The organism is Virgibacillus salexigens, assembly GCF_014905415.1.
GTDB classification, from domain to species: Bacteria; Bacillota; Bacilli; order Bacillales; family Amphibacillaceae; genus Virgibacillus; species Virgibacillus salexigens.
The window spans coordinates 267243-285570 of sequence record NZ_BNEO01000003.1 but is presented as its reverse complement, the minus strand read 5'-3'; the positions used below and the strand labels follow the sequence as shown (position 1 = coordinate 285570).

Sequence of the window (18328 nt, the reverse complement as noted above, 5' to 3'; positions counted from 1 at the left end):
TCACTCCTTCCATTCAAACTGGTGTAACCGATAAATGACTTCATCCAACCTTTCCGAGCTAACAGATAATGAGATGCGGATAAATCCTTCACCATTTGCTCCAAAAGCAATTCCTGGGGTTACAATAAGTCCTGCCTCATCTAATAGTTGATTGGCAAATGACATGGAATTATAGCCCTTTGGTACTTCTGCCCAAATAAATATTGTTCCTCTTGGTTTTCTCACCTTCAGTCCAACCTTGGTCAATGCAGCGTACAATTTTTCCATACGCTGTTTGTAAACAGCATTATTTGCCTGAACACAGGATAGATCACTCGTTAAAGCTGCGGCTGCAGCTTTTTGAATTGGGATAAACTGGCAAGTATCAATATTACTTTTTAAGGTAGCCAGCGATTGAATTATTTCTTGATTTCCAACAATGTAACCAATTCGCCATCCAGTCATATTAAAACTTTTGGAAAGAGAACCTAATTCAACAGCATAATCTTTGGCATCAGGAATTTGTAAAACACTTGGTGACTGATAATCTTCAAACGTTACAAGGTCATACGCTGCATCATTGGCTAAAATGATTCCATGATCCCGACAAAATGTAATCGCTTCCAAATAAGTAGACATATCCGCTACTGCAGCTGTTGGATTGCTCGGATAATTTAAGAACATTAATTTCGCTTGATGGGCATCTGCAGCAGAAAGACGGTGAAACATGGGAGTGTAATTATTGTCATGATCGAGAGGCAAAGAAATACTCTCACCACCAGCCAAATGAACTCCAGTACGATAAACCGGATAACCTGGATCTGGTACAATTACCTTGTCATCTGGATTAATTACGGCCTGGATTAAATTAGCAATTCCTTCTTTTGAGCCGATAAGTGCCAATACTTCTGTTTCAGGATTAAGAATTACGCCGTATTGTTGTTTATAAAAATGAGCGACTGCTTGTTTAAATTCCAGTAAACCACTATAAGTAGAATAGCGATGATTTGCTGAATGTTTCACTTCCTCCATTAATATCTGACATACAAAATCAGGCGTCGGTAAATCAGGTGCACCGATTCCTAAATCTATACAATCGACGCCATTACTGATAAGCTGCTTTTTCTTTTTCTGAAATTCCGAAAACAAATATGGTGGTAAGCTTTCTACTTTATCAGAAATAAAAGCCATCCTAATCCTCCCTATATTTCATATAATGAAATGCTGTTTCATTTATTTACCAATAGTATAAATCAGCATCATAAAATTTACAATATACTGAAAACAAATCATTCCAAAGTACTATTTATTGCTATGGTAAATACATATTTGTTCCCTCATTCCCCTTCTTAACATGACAAACAGCAACTTTTTAATTGCTGAACAAAGCTACTGACCAGGAATAAAGGTCTAATAATTTTTATCAAAAATGCAATTGGCCTATCAGAAAACAATATGTGTGTAGTGGGATTTATATTACGAATAAAATACCTGCACACTCCTAATTTTGAGTATTTTATTAGATGAACTTTTTTTAGTACTAAAAATCTTCTAGTAATTAACACTAACATCCTTCTGTAATTTTGTTAGAATAATAATAGTGTTTAAGATCATAATTCGAAGAAATGAGGTACCTTAAAAATGAAGACGGACATTTCCTATGCACGCCATTTAGATAGTGAAGATGAATTATCGACATACCGAGAGGAGTTTTACCTTTCTCCTGATAAAATCTACTTTGATGGAAATTCGTTAGGCATATTATCCAAACGGGCAAAAAAAACCGTAGAAATGCTCATGGAATCCTGGAAAGAATATGGAATTGATGGTTGGTCAGAAGGGGCATATCCTTGGTTCTATTTATCAGAAAAATTAGGAAAGATGTCCGCCCACCTAATTGGTGCAAGGCCAGAAGAAGTAATCATTACTGGGTCAACTACAACCAACCTTCATCAGCTGACAGCAAGCTTTTTTCAGCCAAGGGGAAAAAAGACGAAAATTTTAGCGGATGAATTAAACTTCCCGTCAGATATTTATGCATTAAAGAGCCAGTTACGGTTAAAAGGACTACAACCAGAAGATCATTTGATTCAGGTTAAAAGTAAAGACGGAAACACCTTAAATACAAATACGATTATTGAAGCAATGTCAGAAGAAGTAGCTATGCTTGTGCTTCCTGGTGTACTATATCGTAGTGGTCAAATTTTAGATATGGAAACCATTACCGTAGAAGCTCATAAACGGGGGATTATTGTCGGGTTCGATCTTTGCCATTCAATTGGCTCCATTCCACATCAATTATCTGAATGGGGAGTTGATTTCGCCTTCTGGTGTACATATAAGCATTTAAATGGAGGACCTGGTAGTGTCGGCGGTTTATACGTTAACCAAAAGCATTTTGGTAACAACCCTGGACTAGCAGGATGGTTCAGCTCGAATAAGGAAAAACAATTTGATATGGACCATACGTTAACACCAGCAGAAAGTGCAGGTGCCTATCAAATTGGCACCCCACATGTGTTAAGTGCAGCACCATTAATCGGCTCCTTAGAAATGTTTGAAGAAATTGGAATAGCCAGAATTCGAAAAAAGTCGCTTGAATTAACCAACTACTTAATGAAACTTATTGAAGTTGAACTTCAGGAACAAGGATTCTTTATCGCAAATCCTAAAGCAGATGAATTACGGGGTGGACATATCTATTTGGAACATCCTGAAGCAGCTCGAATTTGTAAAGCATTAAAGGCAGAAGGTGTCATTCCAGACTTCCGAAATCCAAACGGAATCCGTTTAGCTCCTGTTGCTCTCTATAATACGTTTGAAGAAATATGGAAGATGGTACAAATCTTAAAAACGATTATGGAAAACAAGGCCTATAAAAACTTTGAAAATAAGCGAGGTGTCATTGCATAATGACAGACTGGATCGATATCTCTCAACCACTAACAAATAACATAGCTAACTGGCCTGGCGATACACCATTTTCATACTCATTAACGGCATCAATAAAAGAAACAACATCTGTAAATATTGGCCAAATAACTACCAGTCTTCATATCGGAACGCATATCGACGCACCATACCATTTTGATGCAAATGGTAGTACTGTTGAACAACTTGACATCAATCATTATGTTGGTGATGCTGTCGTTTTTGATGTAAGTCATGTAGATAAAATAACCGACAATGTATTGAATCAATTGACCTGGCCAGCAAATATAAAACGTGTCCTATTACGTACATCACTACCTAATATTCCAACACGTTTTCCAGAAAACATCCCCAGGTTAGATCCATCTATTGCAGCCTTTTTACAAGAAAAAGAAGTTACCTTGCTTGGGGTTGATATCCCATCTGTGGACCCACCTGAAAGCAAGGACTTACGAACACATCATACGCTTCATAAGCATGGCATCCATATTCTAGAAAATATTACGCTTGATCAGGTTTCGCCAGGTATCTACGAGCTTATAGCTCTTCCATTACCTATTCAGGGTGCCGATGGTAGCCCAGTACGGGCAGTCTTACGTCCAAAGGAAAGGGGCCAACAGGATGACTAACAAACATATGGATCGTACCTTTGATTCGGAACAAGGAATTCATACAAATTTCAAGGAAAAAATGACATATGGAGATTATTTGCAGCTAGATACATTACTCTCCAGCCAAAAGCGGCTATCGGATCATCATGATGAAATGTTATTTATTATTATTCATCATGTTAGTGAATTGTGGTTAAAATTAATCATTCATGAAACCCAGGCGGCTGTCGCTGCGATTAAGCGTGGCGATCTGCAAGCGTCATTTAAAATGCTATCCCGTGTGTCTAAGATACAGTCGCAAATTATTCAAGCTTGGGATGTGCTATCAACCTTAACACCAGCGGAATACATGGAGTTTCGCGATAAGTTAGGAAACGCCTCTGGTTTCCAATCTTACCAATATCGATTAGTTGAATTTGTACTCGGCTATAAAACGCCATTCATCTTAAAAATATACGAAAAGGATCCAGAAGTTCATCAAATGCTCTATCATGCTTATCATGCTCCCGGTTTATATGATGTTGCTATTCAAGCTTTGGCAGATAATGGTTTTCCTATAAACCCAGACATAGTGACGCGTGATTTTTCGAAAACGTATGAAAAGGATGAAACTGTCGAACAAGCATGGATGACTATATATAAGAATGTAAATCAATACTGGGATTTATACCAGCTTGCAGAAAAACTCGTCGATATCGAAGATTGGTTTCAACAATGGCGTTTTCGACATATGAAAACAGTGGAACGAATTATTGGCCACAAAATGGGAACAGGAGGATCATCTGGTGTTGGATACTTAAAGAAAGTGCTAGATCACCCCTTCTTTCCAGAATTATGGGAAATAAGAAGCAAGTTATAATCCGAAAATGAGGACCATATTAATAAAAAGCGTGGAACTAAGATAAAACCAAGATAAAATCACTTGACTTTTACGATCAATGTAAATAAAGTGAAACTTAATTCATAAGGGGAGGTTTGCGCCTCCCTGTACATATCATTTGTACTAAAAATGGAAGAAAAAGAAAGAAAGGAAGACGTTTTGTATGCAACCTAAAAAAGAACAATGGTCGACAAAGATAGGGTTCATCTTATCTTCTGCTGGAGCAGCTATCGGCCTAGGAGCAATTTGGAAATTCCCTTATATGACAGGAATGAACGGCGGAGGGGCCTTTTTCTTGTTATTCATCGCATTTACAGTAATCATTGGTCTTCCTATATTAATAGCAGAGTTTATTATTGGTAGAGGAGCGCAGAAAGAAGCAGTAACAGCTTATCAAAAGCTAGCCCCTAAAACTGGCTGGTCATTCATTGGACATTGGGGAGTCGTTGGCGCTTTTCTACTTATGTCCTTTTACAGTGTTGTTGGTGGATGGGTATTAATCTATAGTGCTATTTCGATTCCAGGTCTGATCATTAGCGACACGGCGAATTATGCAGATTTATTCGCTACCATTACGGGAAATCCGTTAATTACATTGATTGGTCATCTATTATTTATTCTAATTAATATTATGGTAGTCTCTTTTGGAATTAAAGATGGGATTGAAAAAACAAGTAAAGTACTGATGCCATTATTATTTATCTTTTTTATCATACTTGTCATTCGTTCACTAACTTTTGAAGGTGCTATGGAAGGACTCCGCTTTTTCCTTCAACCGGACTTTTCTAAGTTAAATGCCGAAAATGTACTCTATGCACTTGGGCAATCATTCTTCTCACTTGCTGTAGGTATCTCTGTTATGGTTACATATAGTTCCTACTTAAAGAAGGATGTCAGTCTCCCAATGTCTGCCGGATCTGTTTCAATTATGAATATTTTCGTTTCATTGTTAGCCGGGCTTGCTATCTTCCCTGTTGTTTTCGCATTTGGTTTAGAGCCAGCAGAAGGTCCAGGACTATTATTCATTGTACTACCGGAGGCATTTGCACAAATGCCATTTGGTGAAATATTCTTGAGTTTATTCCTCTTATTATTCTTATTTGCGGTTCTAACATCCTCCTTTAGTATGTTAGAGATTATCACAGCTGCGTTCACTGAAAAGAAACAGCGTTCTAGGAAGAAAACAGCATTTATATCAGGTATACTTGTTTTTATCGCTGGTATTCCAGCTGCTTTATCTTCAAGCAGTTTAGCTGACTTTACCATTTTTGGAAAAACCGTATTTGATGCTACTGACTTTTTAGTAAGTAATATTATGCTTCCTGGTGGGTGTTTATTTATCGCTCTATTTATTGGGTATAAAATGGATAAGGCGTTAATTAAACAAGAATTTTCTTATGGAAACCAGCTATCTAATGGGATATATAATGTATGGTTGCAGAATATGCGTTGGCTTGTTCCGATTACTATTATTATTGTCTTCTTAGGTTCAATCGGCATTATATAGGGTAAACTATGCCTGGAGGTGATTGCATTGGCGCAAAAAATTCTTATTATTGGCGGAGTAGGTGGCGGCGCTACTGTAGCCGCTCAAATTCGTAGAGATAACCAAGATGCAGAAATTATTATCTTTGAGAAAGGGGAATATATCTCCTTTTCTAATTGCGGTATGCCTTACTACATCGGGAATAAGGTACCAAACAGAGAAGATATTTTATATGCAACAGGAGACTTCCAAGCGAAATATCAGGTAGATGTACGAGTCCATGCAGAAGTAACAGCGATTCAACGTACAACGAAAGAAATTGAGTATAGACAGGATTCACAAATTCATACCGAATCCTATGATACACTCATCTTATCACCTGGAGCTTCAGCCGTTGCTCCTTCATTTAACGGAATGGACATGAAGCGCACGTTTTGCTTACATTCTATTCCAGATATGGATGCGATTCATTCCTTTATTGAGCAGGAAAAGCCAACCTCAGCAGCAATTATCGGAGCTGGGTTTATTGGATTGGAAATGGCGGAAAACCTGTATAGCAAAGGCATAGATTGTACGTTAATCGATCAATCGTCACAAGTAATGAATATAGTCGATTCAGACATGGCACAGATGATTGAAGATCATCTTAAGAAAAACAATGTCACCGTTGTACTTAATGACGCTCTCTATTATTTTTCTAACCAAGGGCAAACGCTCCACTTAAATGGTGGTACCTCTATTCAAGCTGATATGACTATTCTAGCAATAGGGGTTAAACCAAATACAAAGCTTGCTGAAGATGCATCACTTGCAATTGGGGATACCGGTGCAATAAAAGTTAATGCGTTTATGCAAACTAATGACCCAAATATATATGCACTAGGTGATGTTGTGGAAACGAAAGATGCCATCATAGATATTCCAAGAAATATTGCTTTGGCAGGACCTGCCCATCGACAAGCATTTATTATAGCTAGTCATATCAAAGGGCAACAAATCCCCTATAAGGGCACACTAGGTTCTAATATTCTAAAACTATTTGACTTAACGATTGGCTCCACTGGACTGAATACAGATCGTTTAAAGTCTCTAAACCGAGACTATGAAACCGCGACCCTTAAAACCATGTCTAACGCCAGCTATTATCCCGGATCTGGAGAAATATGGTTAAAAGTATTATTTAGTAAACAGGACGGAAAGATCTATGGCGCACAGGTGGTTGGATTTGCTGGGGTCGACAAACGGTTAGCCGTTTTAGCAACTGCAATAAAGGGAAATCTCACGGTGACTGATTTACCTGAATTAGAATTGGCCTATGCCCCGCCATATTCTAGCCCTAAAGATCCCATTAATGTACTTGGTTATAAAGCAAGTTCGAAATTAGAAGAAAAATAATAAGAAAAACTGTGCGATTCATTCTTTCAATCGCACAGTTTTTTTGTTCATCTTCAGTTGATTCTTAAATTAAAATCTTGTGATTTGAAGTTGATATACCTTATAGATCCTCTTCAAAACGATATACTAATTTATAATTTTCTTCATTTAATAGATCGGCTACATGAATACGTACACCATGACCAAAGACTACTTCATCTTCCGTCATCGCAACAATCATTGCTTTCGTTTCATTATTTACATCGATATAAATATCACCGACAACCGGTTTGATATTGCCATCACTTTCAGCTAAATAACTAATTGATTCATCTTGAATTTGTTGTTCTTCTGGAACAAGGCTTTTATCGTAATAAGCAATCTCACGACTTGCATCTGATTTTCCTGGTACCATTACCACATATTCACTGTGTTTCACACCATTATCTCTTGTCGTTACAACATTCCCATCTTCCACGCTATCGACTTTTTCTATGGAATTAAGCGAATAATGATCGAGAAAATCGGGAGCAGGCTTAATAATTAAAATATAATCACCTGGCTCTGGTCGTTTATCTTTATCAATCGTATATCGTTTTCCATAAAAAATAAATGTATCATTATGTTGCGGACGATACAATTCGATTTCACTTGCTTTCGTTAGAATCTGCTGCATATCTTTTAAACGATATAAGTGAACTGATTTTTTAAACATCGGTTTAACCGAATACACCTTATGCAATTCATTTCGATAGAAAACGAATTGACCTTTCCGTACCTGAAAGAGCTTCATTAGGTTACCTCCTACTTTGATATTTCACCTGAGTATATTATAACTGCTGTTATAAAAAAAGAAAGTATAAATTTATTTTCCCATAAACTTCTCAAATTTAAACATGCTTTTCACAAAATTACTAATCACCGCACATTTTCTTCCATATGAACAAATGGCAGCTCTGTATCTACCTCTCCGATTATCCGACTAGTGTTAAAGTCATCGCCATTTAACCAGTTTTTAAAGTGAAAAACAAATGGTTCTCGATCTCCTCCTAGAGCAAACCAAACCTTTAATTCTTTTGGAAAGTACGCGGATGTATGAATGGTACCAGCCCAATGTTTATATTTTTTTGAGAATACCCCTCTGGTGGAATCATTCATCATTGTAAATGCCTGGTATGCAGTCATTGTCTCCTTTTCTTGTGCTTGTATAGCTTGCTGCCTGCGATATGAATCATCCAAATGATACCGATTTTCCTTAGTTAATTGTTCAAAATGATTCGTACAAACATTCGATTGACGTACCTGAACCGATCGAGGTGAAGCTTCTACAATAAAGGTTTCCCCATTTTTATCTAATAAAACATAGCTAAATGAGTGGCGATGCGGTATTTCTTTTAGTAATTGAACGGCTTCATCCGTGTTCTTACAGTTTTCAAGAATCATTCTTCCAATCATATTACATATAAATCCGTCTCCAGGTTTGCGACGATGAATAAAATTATAGCCCATCGCCAACCCATGTTCATTCATACCATCCATTCTCCCTGTTATACGTTGGGAAGGAGCAATCGTCGCATATCCCTGATCACTTGGTTGAAATACAGTATAGCGACCCTCATACGTTTTCGGATGATAGTCATAATTACGAATCATATATTCACTACCTGTGAATATAGAGCATCCACTTTTTTTATATTCCAAGCGGAACCCGCCAAATTCCAGCAATACATCCTCCATTGTCCAATCCAATGCATCCCTTAATCCGCACAATTCGTCCCAAATACCTGGGGCAATGGGAGTAATAGCTGCTTTTACTTCTTGTTCATGAATGGCAAATCGCGGCTGCCTAATTTTCCACTGCTTCTTTCGATTCTCTAATATATAAGAATCCTTTAAAGCTTTACCCTGCATACAGCCATATTGATAATGATTCCCCCTAAATTGGATGACATCACTATAAATTTGCTTCAAACCGATCCCCCCTTTTTCTGCATCTCTCCCTATTTTAATGATTTTTATTCCAGTTGAAAATCAAATTGCCTTTCTTGAAACTTTTTATAACAATCCTACGTATATAATAGTAGAGTTAAGAATAGGAGATGAAATTATGACAGGAATTTTAACGACAACCATTCTCTCATTTATTTTGTATTTTGTCATTGCTGGATTTTTTGTGCTTAAAAACAAAAAATTTCGCATGACCACACTAAAAGCAGTTGGCATCGTATTTGCTACCCTTTTTATTATCGGCATTATTATCGTTTATATTTTCATGCCGGCAATTACAATTCCAACAATAACCATTGCTAACATCATTATCGGATTTGTTGGGATGGTCGGATTATATGTATTGACTTCTAGTCAGCCTTTTACAAAATCCAGTAAGCAATTTGATGCGATTACTGGGGCAATTATTTTATTCGCCATCATAGCTATTCCTGGATTCTTCGTAATGGGTATTTTCACCTTAGATGACACACATGATTCAATCACAACAGAAGAAATAGATGAGGCAAAGCCATTGGATAAAGATGCAACACCGATCGTGGTATCACCAGAATCTGCTCGTAATAAAGTACAAAAGGCAATGAGTGTTGTACCAAATACACAATTCTATGATTTAGGTAAATTACAAGTTCAAAAAATAGGTGAAGATATCGTTTTTGTAGCACCTGTAGAATTTACTGGTTTCTGGAGATATTTCCGAGGCAAAGAGACAGAAGGTTATTTCACAATTTCGGCCACGGATGTCAATGCACAACCTGAGTTCCATAATAGTAATATGCGCTATACCAACTCTAGTTACTTTCATCATAATGTAACAAGAACGGTTTATAATGCTTATCCGGATTATATTCAAAGTGGTGAAGCCCAAATTGAAGTGGATGGAGAAGGAAAACCTTGGTATGTTCAAACTCTCTATAAACCAATTGGGATGACAAATAAACCAAATCTAGAAAAAATACATGTTGCTATGGTTGATCCAGTAACCGGCAATGTAAAATTATATCGAGCTAAGGAAGCGCCACGTTTCGTCGATGGGCCAATTAGTTCAGAAATGGCTTCAGATGAAAATGATTACTTTGGGAAGTATGTGCATGGATGGCTCAATTCTATCTTTGGTAAAAAGGATGTAAAAATTCCTAATGAATCTGGAACAGAAAGCAATGTAACGCCAATTTTTGATGAAAATGGAGAAATGCATTATTTCACAGATATGTCATCTCCAAAAGAAAATATTGACTCTGCACTTGGTTATACATTAATTAACGCAAGAACCGGTGAGTTAACCTATTTTAACGGGGATAAAAATAATGGAATTATGGACAGTAAAGGTGCAAAGGAAATTGTAAATAAAGAATTTCCTGAGAAGAATTGGACGGGGTCCATGCCAATTCTCTATAATATTGATGGCAATCCAACATGGGTTGTGAACGTGCTAGATCCCAATGGGCTATTTAAGCATTATGCTTATATCAAAGCTGCTGATTCAGACTTCGTTGTATTTGGAGACACGGCAAGAAGTACATTAGATGCCTATCGTTTAGCACTAGCACAGGATCCAAGTAATGTGGAATCTACGGAAGAAGCAGCATTGGAAAAAAGAGCTGGTACGATCGAGAGAGTTATTGTTACGACACAAGATACAAAACAAATTGTGCAATTTTTACTTGAGGATGACCCGACGATTTATACGGTAAACTCTGGAAAAGCTCCTAAATCAATTTTCCTACAAACAGGAGACAAGGTTGAACTGGAAGCAAATATGCGGGACAATCAAACAGCAATTGTTGAGACAATAACCATCGATGCTCTTTCACAATAATGTTAACAACAGGCAAAGGACGTACTTAATCCTTTGCCTGTTGTTTTGTGGATTGCCTTCCTATCCAGAGGAAAAATTTTGTTAGCCAATAAGCTAAAAAGGCTACCATAACATCAATTAGGAAAACATAGGTTAATGTCATCCATTTATGCAATTCTAATAAGTTTACAGCAATACTAAATGCACCGAACCCATAAGCAAAAAGAACAGAAAGTAAAATAGCATAGAGATAGTAGTTCTTTTTATGATTCGTACAGTATTGGTAAATGAACATAAATCCAACAGGCAGTATTACTGCTGTTACAGACAAACCAACAGGTATTAAGAAGGAAAAGCTATGGGGATGGACCAATAAATTATTTATACTTAAAAAGTTATTTGTATAGCCCCAAAGCATATGAATCGAATAGCCAAAAAACCCGATTTCAAAGACACGTCTTCGATCGATAAATAAGTATAAAATAACTAGCGGTACAATATAACTGGCAATATTAAACCAAAAATACCACGTATCAACACCAGAGGTTTGGTACCAGTATTCTGTTCGAAGGAATGAAAGTTGCTCCTTAAGTTCGTATATTTGATGATATAACGCATCAACATTCATCTGAATAACCACCTAATTACGCATTATTGTGGTTAGTTTAAGCTATTATTTTCTTCCTTATACAGAAAACACAGCAATTATTTGAGCTTATATACCCCGATTCTTTAACAACCGGAACAAATTCGTTAACCAGAATGCCAAACATGCTACTGCAAAATTAATGATACATAAGTAAGTTAAATTCATCCCCTGATGTAGTTTCAGGAAGCCTACTGCAAGGAACATAGAGTCAAGACCATAAGATAATGACGAGAGACAATAATAAAGCATGGAAATAAAAGTTCTTCTTTTGATTTGTGCAGTATTGATAAATAAATATAAAACTAACAGGCAAAACTACTGAAGTCACTGTCACATCGCTAGGAAGCAAATAAGTTAAACTATGGGGATGAACAAGATAATTATTACTTTCAAGAAAGCTATCTACTCTTGATGCTAAAATATGAACAGAATAACCATAGAAACAAATTTCAAATATTCTTTTCCGATCAATAACAATAATAAGGATAATTAATGGAAGTATAAAACACACGATATTGAACCAAAAATACCATGTACCTATATTCGATGTCATTTCCCAATACTGTTGCTGTAGTTCCCCTAATTATTCCTTCATCAAGCAGTAACTTATCAAATTTTTGGAATTTGCTTTAAGAATTATAAAAAAGCTGTCGATGCGATCGACAGCTGACAAACAGGTAATACCTTTACTCTTCGATTAATAAGGAAAGCTCTTCCCATCTTGCTATTTTCGCTTCTAGTTCCGCTTCTATTTCTTGTTGATCTTTATATAGCTGCTGTACAGTTTCAGCATCACTGCCAGCACCTGCAATATCAGACTGGACTGCTTCAAGCTTTTCTTCTAATTGCGTGATGACATCTTCAATTTCATTCCACTCTTTTTGATCTTGATACGACAATTTTTTCTTTTGTTTTTTCGGTTTGTTGTTTTTAGACTTATGAAGATCTTCAGATTTCGCAGCAGCTGTTTCAACTCCTTGCTTCTCCATATAATCCGTATAATTTCCATGATACGAACTTGTGCTTCCATTGCCATGAAAAATAAGTAAACGATCGACCACTCGATCTAAAAAATAGCGATCATGCGATACGGTAATGACAACACCAGGGAAATAATCCAGATATTCTTCCAATACACTTAGCGTTTGTGTATCTAAATCATTGGTTGGTTCATCCAAGAATAAAACATTGGGTTCTTTCATTAGCACTTTCAATAAATATAAACGCCGTTTTTCTCCACCAGATAATTTGCGAATATAGGTCCATTGTTCTGATCGAGAAAATAGGAAATGCTCTAGCATTTGTTCTGCTGTAATAACTGTTCCATCTATCGTATGAATGACTTCTGCTACTTCTTTAATATAATCAATGATTCGTAAATTACCGTCGAGCTCTTCGTCTCCTTGGGTATAGTAGCCAATTTTAACTGTTTCACCAATAGTAACTTCTCCACTATCTGGTGCAAAGCGGTTTGCCATTATATTTAGCAATGTCGTTTTCCCAGTTCCATTTGCTCCTACGATGCCCAAGCGGTCTCCCGGTACAATTAATTGATTAAAATCGGTTAGTACCTGATTGCCTTCATACGACTTTTCCACATGTTTCAATTCTATAACCTGTTTGCCAAGTCGAACAGAACCAACAGGTACATGAAGTGTCTCTTTCTTGGTATCAAAAGTCTGTTCCTTCATGTCATGCACGCGTTGAACTCTCGCCTTTTGTTTTGTAGAACGAGCTTTTGCCCCTCGTTTTAGCCAGGCAAGTTCTCTTCGTAATGTATTCGCATGCTTCAACTCATTACTTTTTTCTAACGCTTCCCGTTCCGCCTTTTTTTCAAGAAAGATCTCGTAATTCCCCATATACGTATACAACTTTCCTTTGTCTAACTCAAAAATACGATTGGTTACACGGTTTAAGAAATAGCGGTCATGCGTAACTAATAACAATGACCCTGGATAGGTGAGTAAGTACTTTTCCAACCATTCAATGGATTCATTATCTAAATGGTTTGTCGGTTCATCTAAGATTAACAAGTCTGCAGGCTGGATAAGTGCTTTTGCAATTGCAACGCGTTTTTTTTGACCTCCTGAAAGGGCTCTTACTGGTTTATTAAAATCGGTAATCCCCAGCTTGGTTAGTACTGTCTTTGCTTTTGTATTTGCCTCCCACGCACCCATTTCGTCCATTTTTTGTTGCATATGAAACAGATTGGCTTGTGCTGACTCACTCATTGCATCATGCTGTAAATCTATTAAAGCTTGTTCATACCCTCGCATTACGTTCATCATTTGCGAATCCCCATAATAGATTTGATCAATTACCTTTAAAGCAAGATCTAACTTTGGTTCTTGAGGCAAATATTCAATTTGATAATTTTTGGCATGTTGAATAACACCTTCTTCAGGAACTTCTATACCAGCAAGTGTCTTTAAGAAAGTTGACTTCCCCGTACCATTAACACCAATTAAACCTATTCTTTCCCGTTCCGTAATGGTACAAGATATTTGATCAAATAATGTCTTCTCTCCGAATGTTTTAGTTATATTTTCAACGGTTAACATACACGCTCATCCTTCAATCTCTATTGGTTCTTCCTTTTATCCATGTTTTAATAATCAGTACAATCAACAATAGCATCCAAGATGTCACAAGGTAAAATATAATTTTACTCGCTTCTGTCATCTCAGAAAAAAAAACAGCCATCGACGTCCAGACCACAGCAATTAGTACTAATTGACCAATTAATAGTTTCATATTCATCTCCCCCGAATTAACACCGAAACACGTATATTGCAACATGCTCTATGATTTCAGTCAAAAATGCCCCATTTATTCAGTTTATCCTATCGCTATTTATTTTTCCAACATAAGCTGGATAGCAGATACGTACTTACAATAATTATCTCAAAAAGAGCTCAGATCTTCTAACATAAAAACCCCAACGTAAACAGCATTCGATGATCCTGTCTACACGAAGGGGAGAATATGGTTTCTGTTGCATTTGATTATCAACCTATAAGGAACGTAATAAGTTTGCCATCTCAATAGCTGAGAGTGCTGCTTCTGCTCCTTTATTTCCAGCTTTTGTCCCAGCTCGCTCAATCGCTTGTTCAATCGTTTCGGTCGTTAGAATACCAAAAATAACAGGCTTTTCTGATTGTAGTGAAGCCTGCGATACACCTTTTGCTGCTTCATTACAAACATAATCAAAATGAGGAGTTGAACCTCGGATCACTGTTCCTAAGGTAATAATTGCATCATATTCTGTTTGTAAGGCCATTTTCTTAGCAACTAATGGAATTTCATATGCGCCAGGAACCCATGCAACAGTAATGTCCTGTTCTGCTATTCCATGTCGAGTTAAGGCATCCTTAGCCCCTTCTAATAGTTTGCTTGTTATAAAATCGTTAAATCTACTTACTACAATCCCTATTCGTAAATCGGTCCCTACTAAGTTTCCTGCTACAACTTTTGCCATCTTATTTACACTCCTCTACTCTTTTTGTTAAATAACTTATTAAATCTTCAATTGAGATCATGCATAATTGAAATTTGTCTGCCATTTTCTCCAAATCTGGCACTCTTGCCATCGTTCCATCCTCATTAAGAATTTCACAAATAACCCCAGAAGGAGAAGCTCCACAAAGTTTTGCCAAATCTACAGATGCTTCGGTATGCCCTGGACGTGTTAGAACGCCGCCTTCTTTTGCAATTAAAGGAAATACATGTCCCGGCTGTTTAAAATCTTCTTTCATAGCAAACTTATTGACCAGTGCTCGAATGGTTGTAGCGCGTTCATATGCACTAATTCCTGTAGTCGTTTCTTTATAATCTATACTGACAGTAAAAGCTGTTGACAATGGATCGTTTGAATTCGAAGTCATTAAAGAAAGCCCTACTCTTTCTGCTACATCGGCTTCAATGCTAGTACAGACGAGCCCTTTCCCATGGGTGATCATAAAATTTATCATAGTAGGTGTTATCCTATCAGAAAGGGCTACAAGATCTCCTTCATTCTCTCTATTTTCATCGTCCACAACAATAATTGCTTGACCAGCTTTTAATTGATCGATCGCTTCTTGGATTGTGTTCATTACTGTTCCCCCTTAAAAACCAGTATTTTTCAGGAAATCTTCATCAAGCTCCTGCGACTTGGTAGAATACGAAATAAGTCGGTCCACTTGTCTTGCAAGCACGTCACATTCAATATTGACGAGATCGCCTTTATCTTTTTTCCCCAATATCGTAGCAGAAGCTGTGTGAGGTATAAGTGATATTGTGAACACATTCCCCTGAACATGAAAGATGGTCAGGCTCACTCCATCAACTGCAATGGACCCTTTTTTTAATACATATCTCTCTAGAGCTTTATTCAACTCAATGTCATAATAGATCGCATTTTCCTTGTAATATTTTCCAACAATCTTTCCGGTTCCATCTACATGCCCAGTAACAAAATGACCTCCAAATCTACGATTAGCAGCCATTGCTCTTTCTAGGTTAACTGCAGAACCTGTCTTAAGTGTACGTAAAGATGTGGACGTTACGGTTTCAGGCATCACTTCCGCTGAAAAGCTCTTGTTATCAAAGGACGTAACGGTTAGACAAGTACCATTGACAGCGATACTATCACCAACTTCCATATCCATTAGTATCTTTTCAGCATTCACGGTTAATGACATCGCATATTTGGATAATTGTTCCATTGATCGAATGATACCTTTTTCCTCAATAATTCCAGTAAACAAATAATTCACTCCCTTTATCTCTTTGTAGTACTCGGGACATTAGTATACTTGGCAGAACGGACTTCACCAAGAAAAATAGCGAGAGTTTATACTGAGGATACCTTCCTTTATTCAGTATAAAAAAAGCCTCTGAATTCACTTCAGAGGCTTTACGTACAGAATTTTGATCAACACATGCTAAAACACGTATAGAAGTCATCCAATTTTTAAAATGACCAATAAACGTAATCAAATATTACTAAGTTACGATGCATGTTGAACGATTAAAATTCCTTCTCCCATCCAGACTTTAACTGTCGGCTCTGGAGTTGCACCAGATCCACCGCTTGGCATATTGCCGCACGGGTCACGGACTAAGAAGCCTATTGCTTCATCACCGCCGATTGGGAATTTCACCCGACCCCGAAGGAAACTAATTAACTATGAACTTGTAATACAGTTATATAATAAAATATGAAAAACCGCAACTCATTTATACTTTTAACTGATCAAAATTGGTTTATGCTCTTATATAAGTTGCTGCTTCATCATGTAGATTGCTTCGAACATTTACATTTTCATATGCCTGAAGTAAGAGATCAACAATATGAACAGCTTCCATTTCATTAGATCGTCCTTCACGTTCAATTCCTAGTTTCATTTGTAACAAACAGCCGGGATTAGCTGTAACGATTGTTTTCGCCTTCGTATTCTGTGCTTGCTCCATCTTGTAATCCAATATCTGCATCGACATTTCTGATTGCACAATATTGTAAATTCCTGCTGATCCACAGCATCGACCGGCATCCTTCATTTCTACATAATGTACACCATCGATGGATTCAAGCAGCTGTCTAGGTTCCATAAATGTTCTTTGACCATTTTTCAAATGACAGGAATCTTGATAAGTAACGATTTGATTATCCAAAGATAGTGGCTGTTTATGAAAATCCAATTCAATTAATATACTTGTTATGTCTTTAACCTTATTACAAAAACGCTTTGCACGAGTACTCCATTCTGAATCATTCTTTAATAAATGATCGTATTCTACTAAAAAGGCACCGCACCCTCCAGCATTCGAAATTATATAATCCACTTCCACTTCTTCAAATGCCTGAATATTGCGTTTGGCCATTTCTCTTGCCTGCTCCATTTCTCCACTATGCCCATGTAGAGCACCACAGCATGCTTGTAAAGAAGGTACGACAATTTCGCAACCTGCATACTGCAGCAATTTTACAGTAGCGTCATTGGTATGCATAAACATCGTGTCCATGAGACAGCCAGAGAAAAAAGCTACTTTCTTTTTTTTCTCTAATTTTAGAGGTTGTAAATGCCGAGGACGATCTTTCATTTGACTTTTCTTTGGGACGCTTGGCAACACCTTTTCCATTGAACGCATACTTTCAGGAAACAAGTTCATAACCCCTGTTGCTTGGGCAAGCTTCTGCGCACCAGACCGTTGATAAAAACTTAACAGCCCTGTTACCCCCATCATTCGATTTTGATATGGAAATATATTTTTAAAGAAGATGCCTTTGATTAGTTTTTCAGGTAAAGTTTGTTTCTTATGTTGATATATGGCATCTCTTGCCTGTTCTAATAACCTACCAAACTTTACGCCAGATGGACAAACTGGTTCACATGCTCTACAGCCTAGGCACATATCAATCGAATCCTTTACTTCTTGGCTAGGCTCAATCACTCCATCTACAAGCCCTTTCATTAAAGCAATCCGCCCCCTGGGGGAATGCACTTCGTTTCTTCCGGTTTCGATATATGTCGGACAGCTTGGTAAACAGAAGCCGCATCGTGTACAATTCATTAATTCATCATAATCCATCGTCTCTTGAAAAGCTTGCTGAATTTGTTGTTTTTCTTGT

General features: G+C 37.2%; 16 protein-coding genes, 1 pseudogene and 1 riboswitch. Of the genes and pseudogenes, 6 read left to right on the top strand and 11 right to left on the bottom strand.

All coding sequences use genetic code 11. The annotated features are described in order from the left end of the window. Positions 1-1170: an aminotransferase class I/II-fold pyridoxal phosphate-dependent enzyme gene (locus JKP73_RS15385; RefSeq protein WP_038247409.1), complete on the bottom strand. Its 1170-nt coding sequence runs from the start codon at positions 1168-1170 to the stop codon at positions 1-3. A 450-nt stretch (positions 1171-1620) separates the two neighbouring features. On the opposite strand from JKP73_RS15385, the gene kynU reads away from it, so the two are divergent. The 5 genes from kynU (at position 1621) to JKP73_RS15360 (ending at position 7282) form a co-directional block, all read left to right on the top strand. Next, complete coding sequence (gene kynU / locus JKP73_RS15380; protein ID WP_021290641.1) at positions 1621-2892, top strand: kynureninase; 1272 nt, start codon at positions 1621-1623, stop codon at positions 2890-2892. Next, entirely contained in the window at positions 2892-3539 is a 648-nt protein-coding gene (kynB, locus tag JKP73_RS15375) for an arylformamidase (RefSeq protein ID WP_021290642.1), read from the top strand. Before kynU ends, kynB begins: the two co-directional genes overlap by 1 nt. Next, positions 3532-4380, top strand: a complete 849-nt coding sequence (gene kynA / locus JKP73_RS15370) for a tryptophan 2,3-dioxygenase (RefSeq protein WP_021290643.1) — start codon at positions 3532-3534, stop codon at positions 4378-4380. Before kynB ends, kynA begins: the two co-directional genes overlap by 8 nt. A 184-nt stretch (positions 4381-4564) precedes the next feature. Beyond that, positions 4565-5908 carry a sodium-dependent transporter gene (locus JKP73_RS15365; RefSeq protein WP_160807423.1) on the top strand — a complete coding sequence of 448 codons (1344 nt, stop codon included), beginning with the start codon at positions 4565-4567 and terminating at the stop codon, positions 5906-5908. A gap of 27 nt (positions 5909-5935) precedes the next feature. Continuing rightward, positions 5936-7282, top strand: a complete 1347-nt coding sequence (locus JKP73_RS15360) for a CoA-disulfide reductase (protein ID WP_160807424.1) — start codon at positions 5936-5938, stop codon at positions 7280-7282. 100 nt (positions 7283-7382) lie between these two features. On the opposite strand, the gene JKP73_RS15355 is transcribed toward JKP73_RS15360, so the two are convergent. Both JKP73_RS15355 and JKP73_RS15350 read right to left on the bottom strand, forming a co-directional pair. Further along, positions 7383-8054 carry a hypothetical protein gene (locus tag JKP73_RS15355; RefSeq protein ID WP_021290646.1) on the bottom strand — a complete coding sequence of 224 codons (672 nt, stop codon included), beginning with the start codon at positions 8052-8054 and terminating at the stop codon, positions 7383-7385. Positions 8055-8179: 125 nt separating this feature from the next. Beyond that, positions 8180-9232: a C45 family autoproteolytic acyltransferase/hydrolase gene (locus JKP73_RS15350; protein WP_160807425.1), complete on the bottom strand. Its 1053-nt coding sequence runs from the start codon at positions 9230-9232 to the stop codon at positions 8180-8182. A gap of 136 nt (positions 9233-9368) precedes the next feature. Between JKP73_RS15350 and JKP73_RS15345 the strand changes: the two genes are divergently transcribed. Further along, positions 9369-11087 carry a DNA-binding protein gene (locus tag JKP73_RS15345; RefSeq protein ID WP_160807426.1) on the top strand — a complete coding sequence of 573 codons (1719 nt, stop codon included), beginning with the start codon at positions 9369-9371 and terminating at the stop codon, positions 11085-11087. Between the two features lie 25 nt (positions 11088-11112). On the opposite strand, the gene JKP73_RS15340 is transcribed toward JKP73_RS15345, so the two are convergent. From JKP73_RS15340 to JKP73_RS15305, 8 genes and pseudogenes are all read right to left on the bottom strand, one after another. Next, a complete protein-coding gene (locus JKP73_RS15340; protein WP_160807427.1) occupies positions 11113-11694 on the bottom strand; it encodes a hypothetical protein in 582 nt (193 codons plus the stop codon). A 229-nt stretch (positions 11695-11923) separates the two neighbouring features. Next, positions 11924-12268, bottom strand: a complete 345-nt coding sequence (locus JKP73_RS15335; protein ID WP_200411533.1) for a hypothetical protein — start codon at positions 12266-12268, stop codon at positions 11924-11926. Positions 12269-12401: 133 nt separating this feature from the next. Next, on the bottom strand, positions 12402-14276 hold the full coding sequence (locus JKP73_RS15330) for an ABC-F family ATP-binding cassette domain-containing protein (RefSeq protein WP_160807428.1): 1875 nt from the start codon (positions 14274-14276) through the stop codon (positions 12402-12404). 13 nt (positions 14277-14289) lie between these two features. After that, positions 14290-14469, bottom strand: a complete 180-nt coding sequence (locus JKP73_RS15325) for a hypothetical protein (protein ID WP_021290651.1) — start codon at positions 14467-14469, stop codon at positions 14290-14292. A gap of 259 nt (positions 14470-14728) precedes the next feature. Continuing rightward, positions 14729-15193: a 6,7-dimethyl-8-ribityllumazine synthase gene (gene ribH / locus JKP73_RS15320; protein ID WP_021290652.1), complete on the bottom strand. Its 465-nt coding sequence runs from the start codon at positions 15191-15193 to the stop codon at positions 14729-14731. Between the two features lie 19 nt (positions 15194-15212). Beyond that, positions 15213-15809, bottom strand: a pseudogene (ribB, locus tag JKP73_RS15315) (3,4-dihydroxy-2-butanone-4-phosphate synthase); the annotation flags it as partial. Between the two features lie 12 nt (positions 15810-15821). Further along, complete coding sequence (ribE, locus tag JKP73_RS15310; RefSeq protein ID WP_160807430.1) at positions 15822-16463, bottom strand: riboflavin synthase; 642 nt, start codon at positions 16461-16463, stop codon at positions 15822-15824. Positions 16464-16729: 266 nt separating this feature from the next. Further along, a riboswitch (FMN riboswitch) is annotated at positions 16730-16877 on the bottom strand. A gap of 85 nt (positions 16878-16962) precedes the next feature. Next, positions 16963-18288, bottom strand: a complete 1326-nt coding sequence (locus tag JKP73_RS15305) for a (Fe-S)-binding protein (protein WP_051170060.1) — start codon at positions 18286-18288, stop codon at positions 16963-16965. Between the last annotated feature and the right edge of the window lie 40 nt (positions 18289-18328).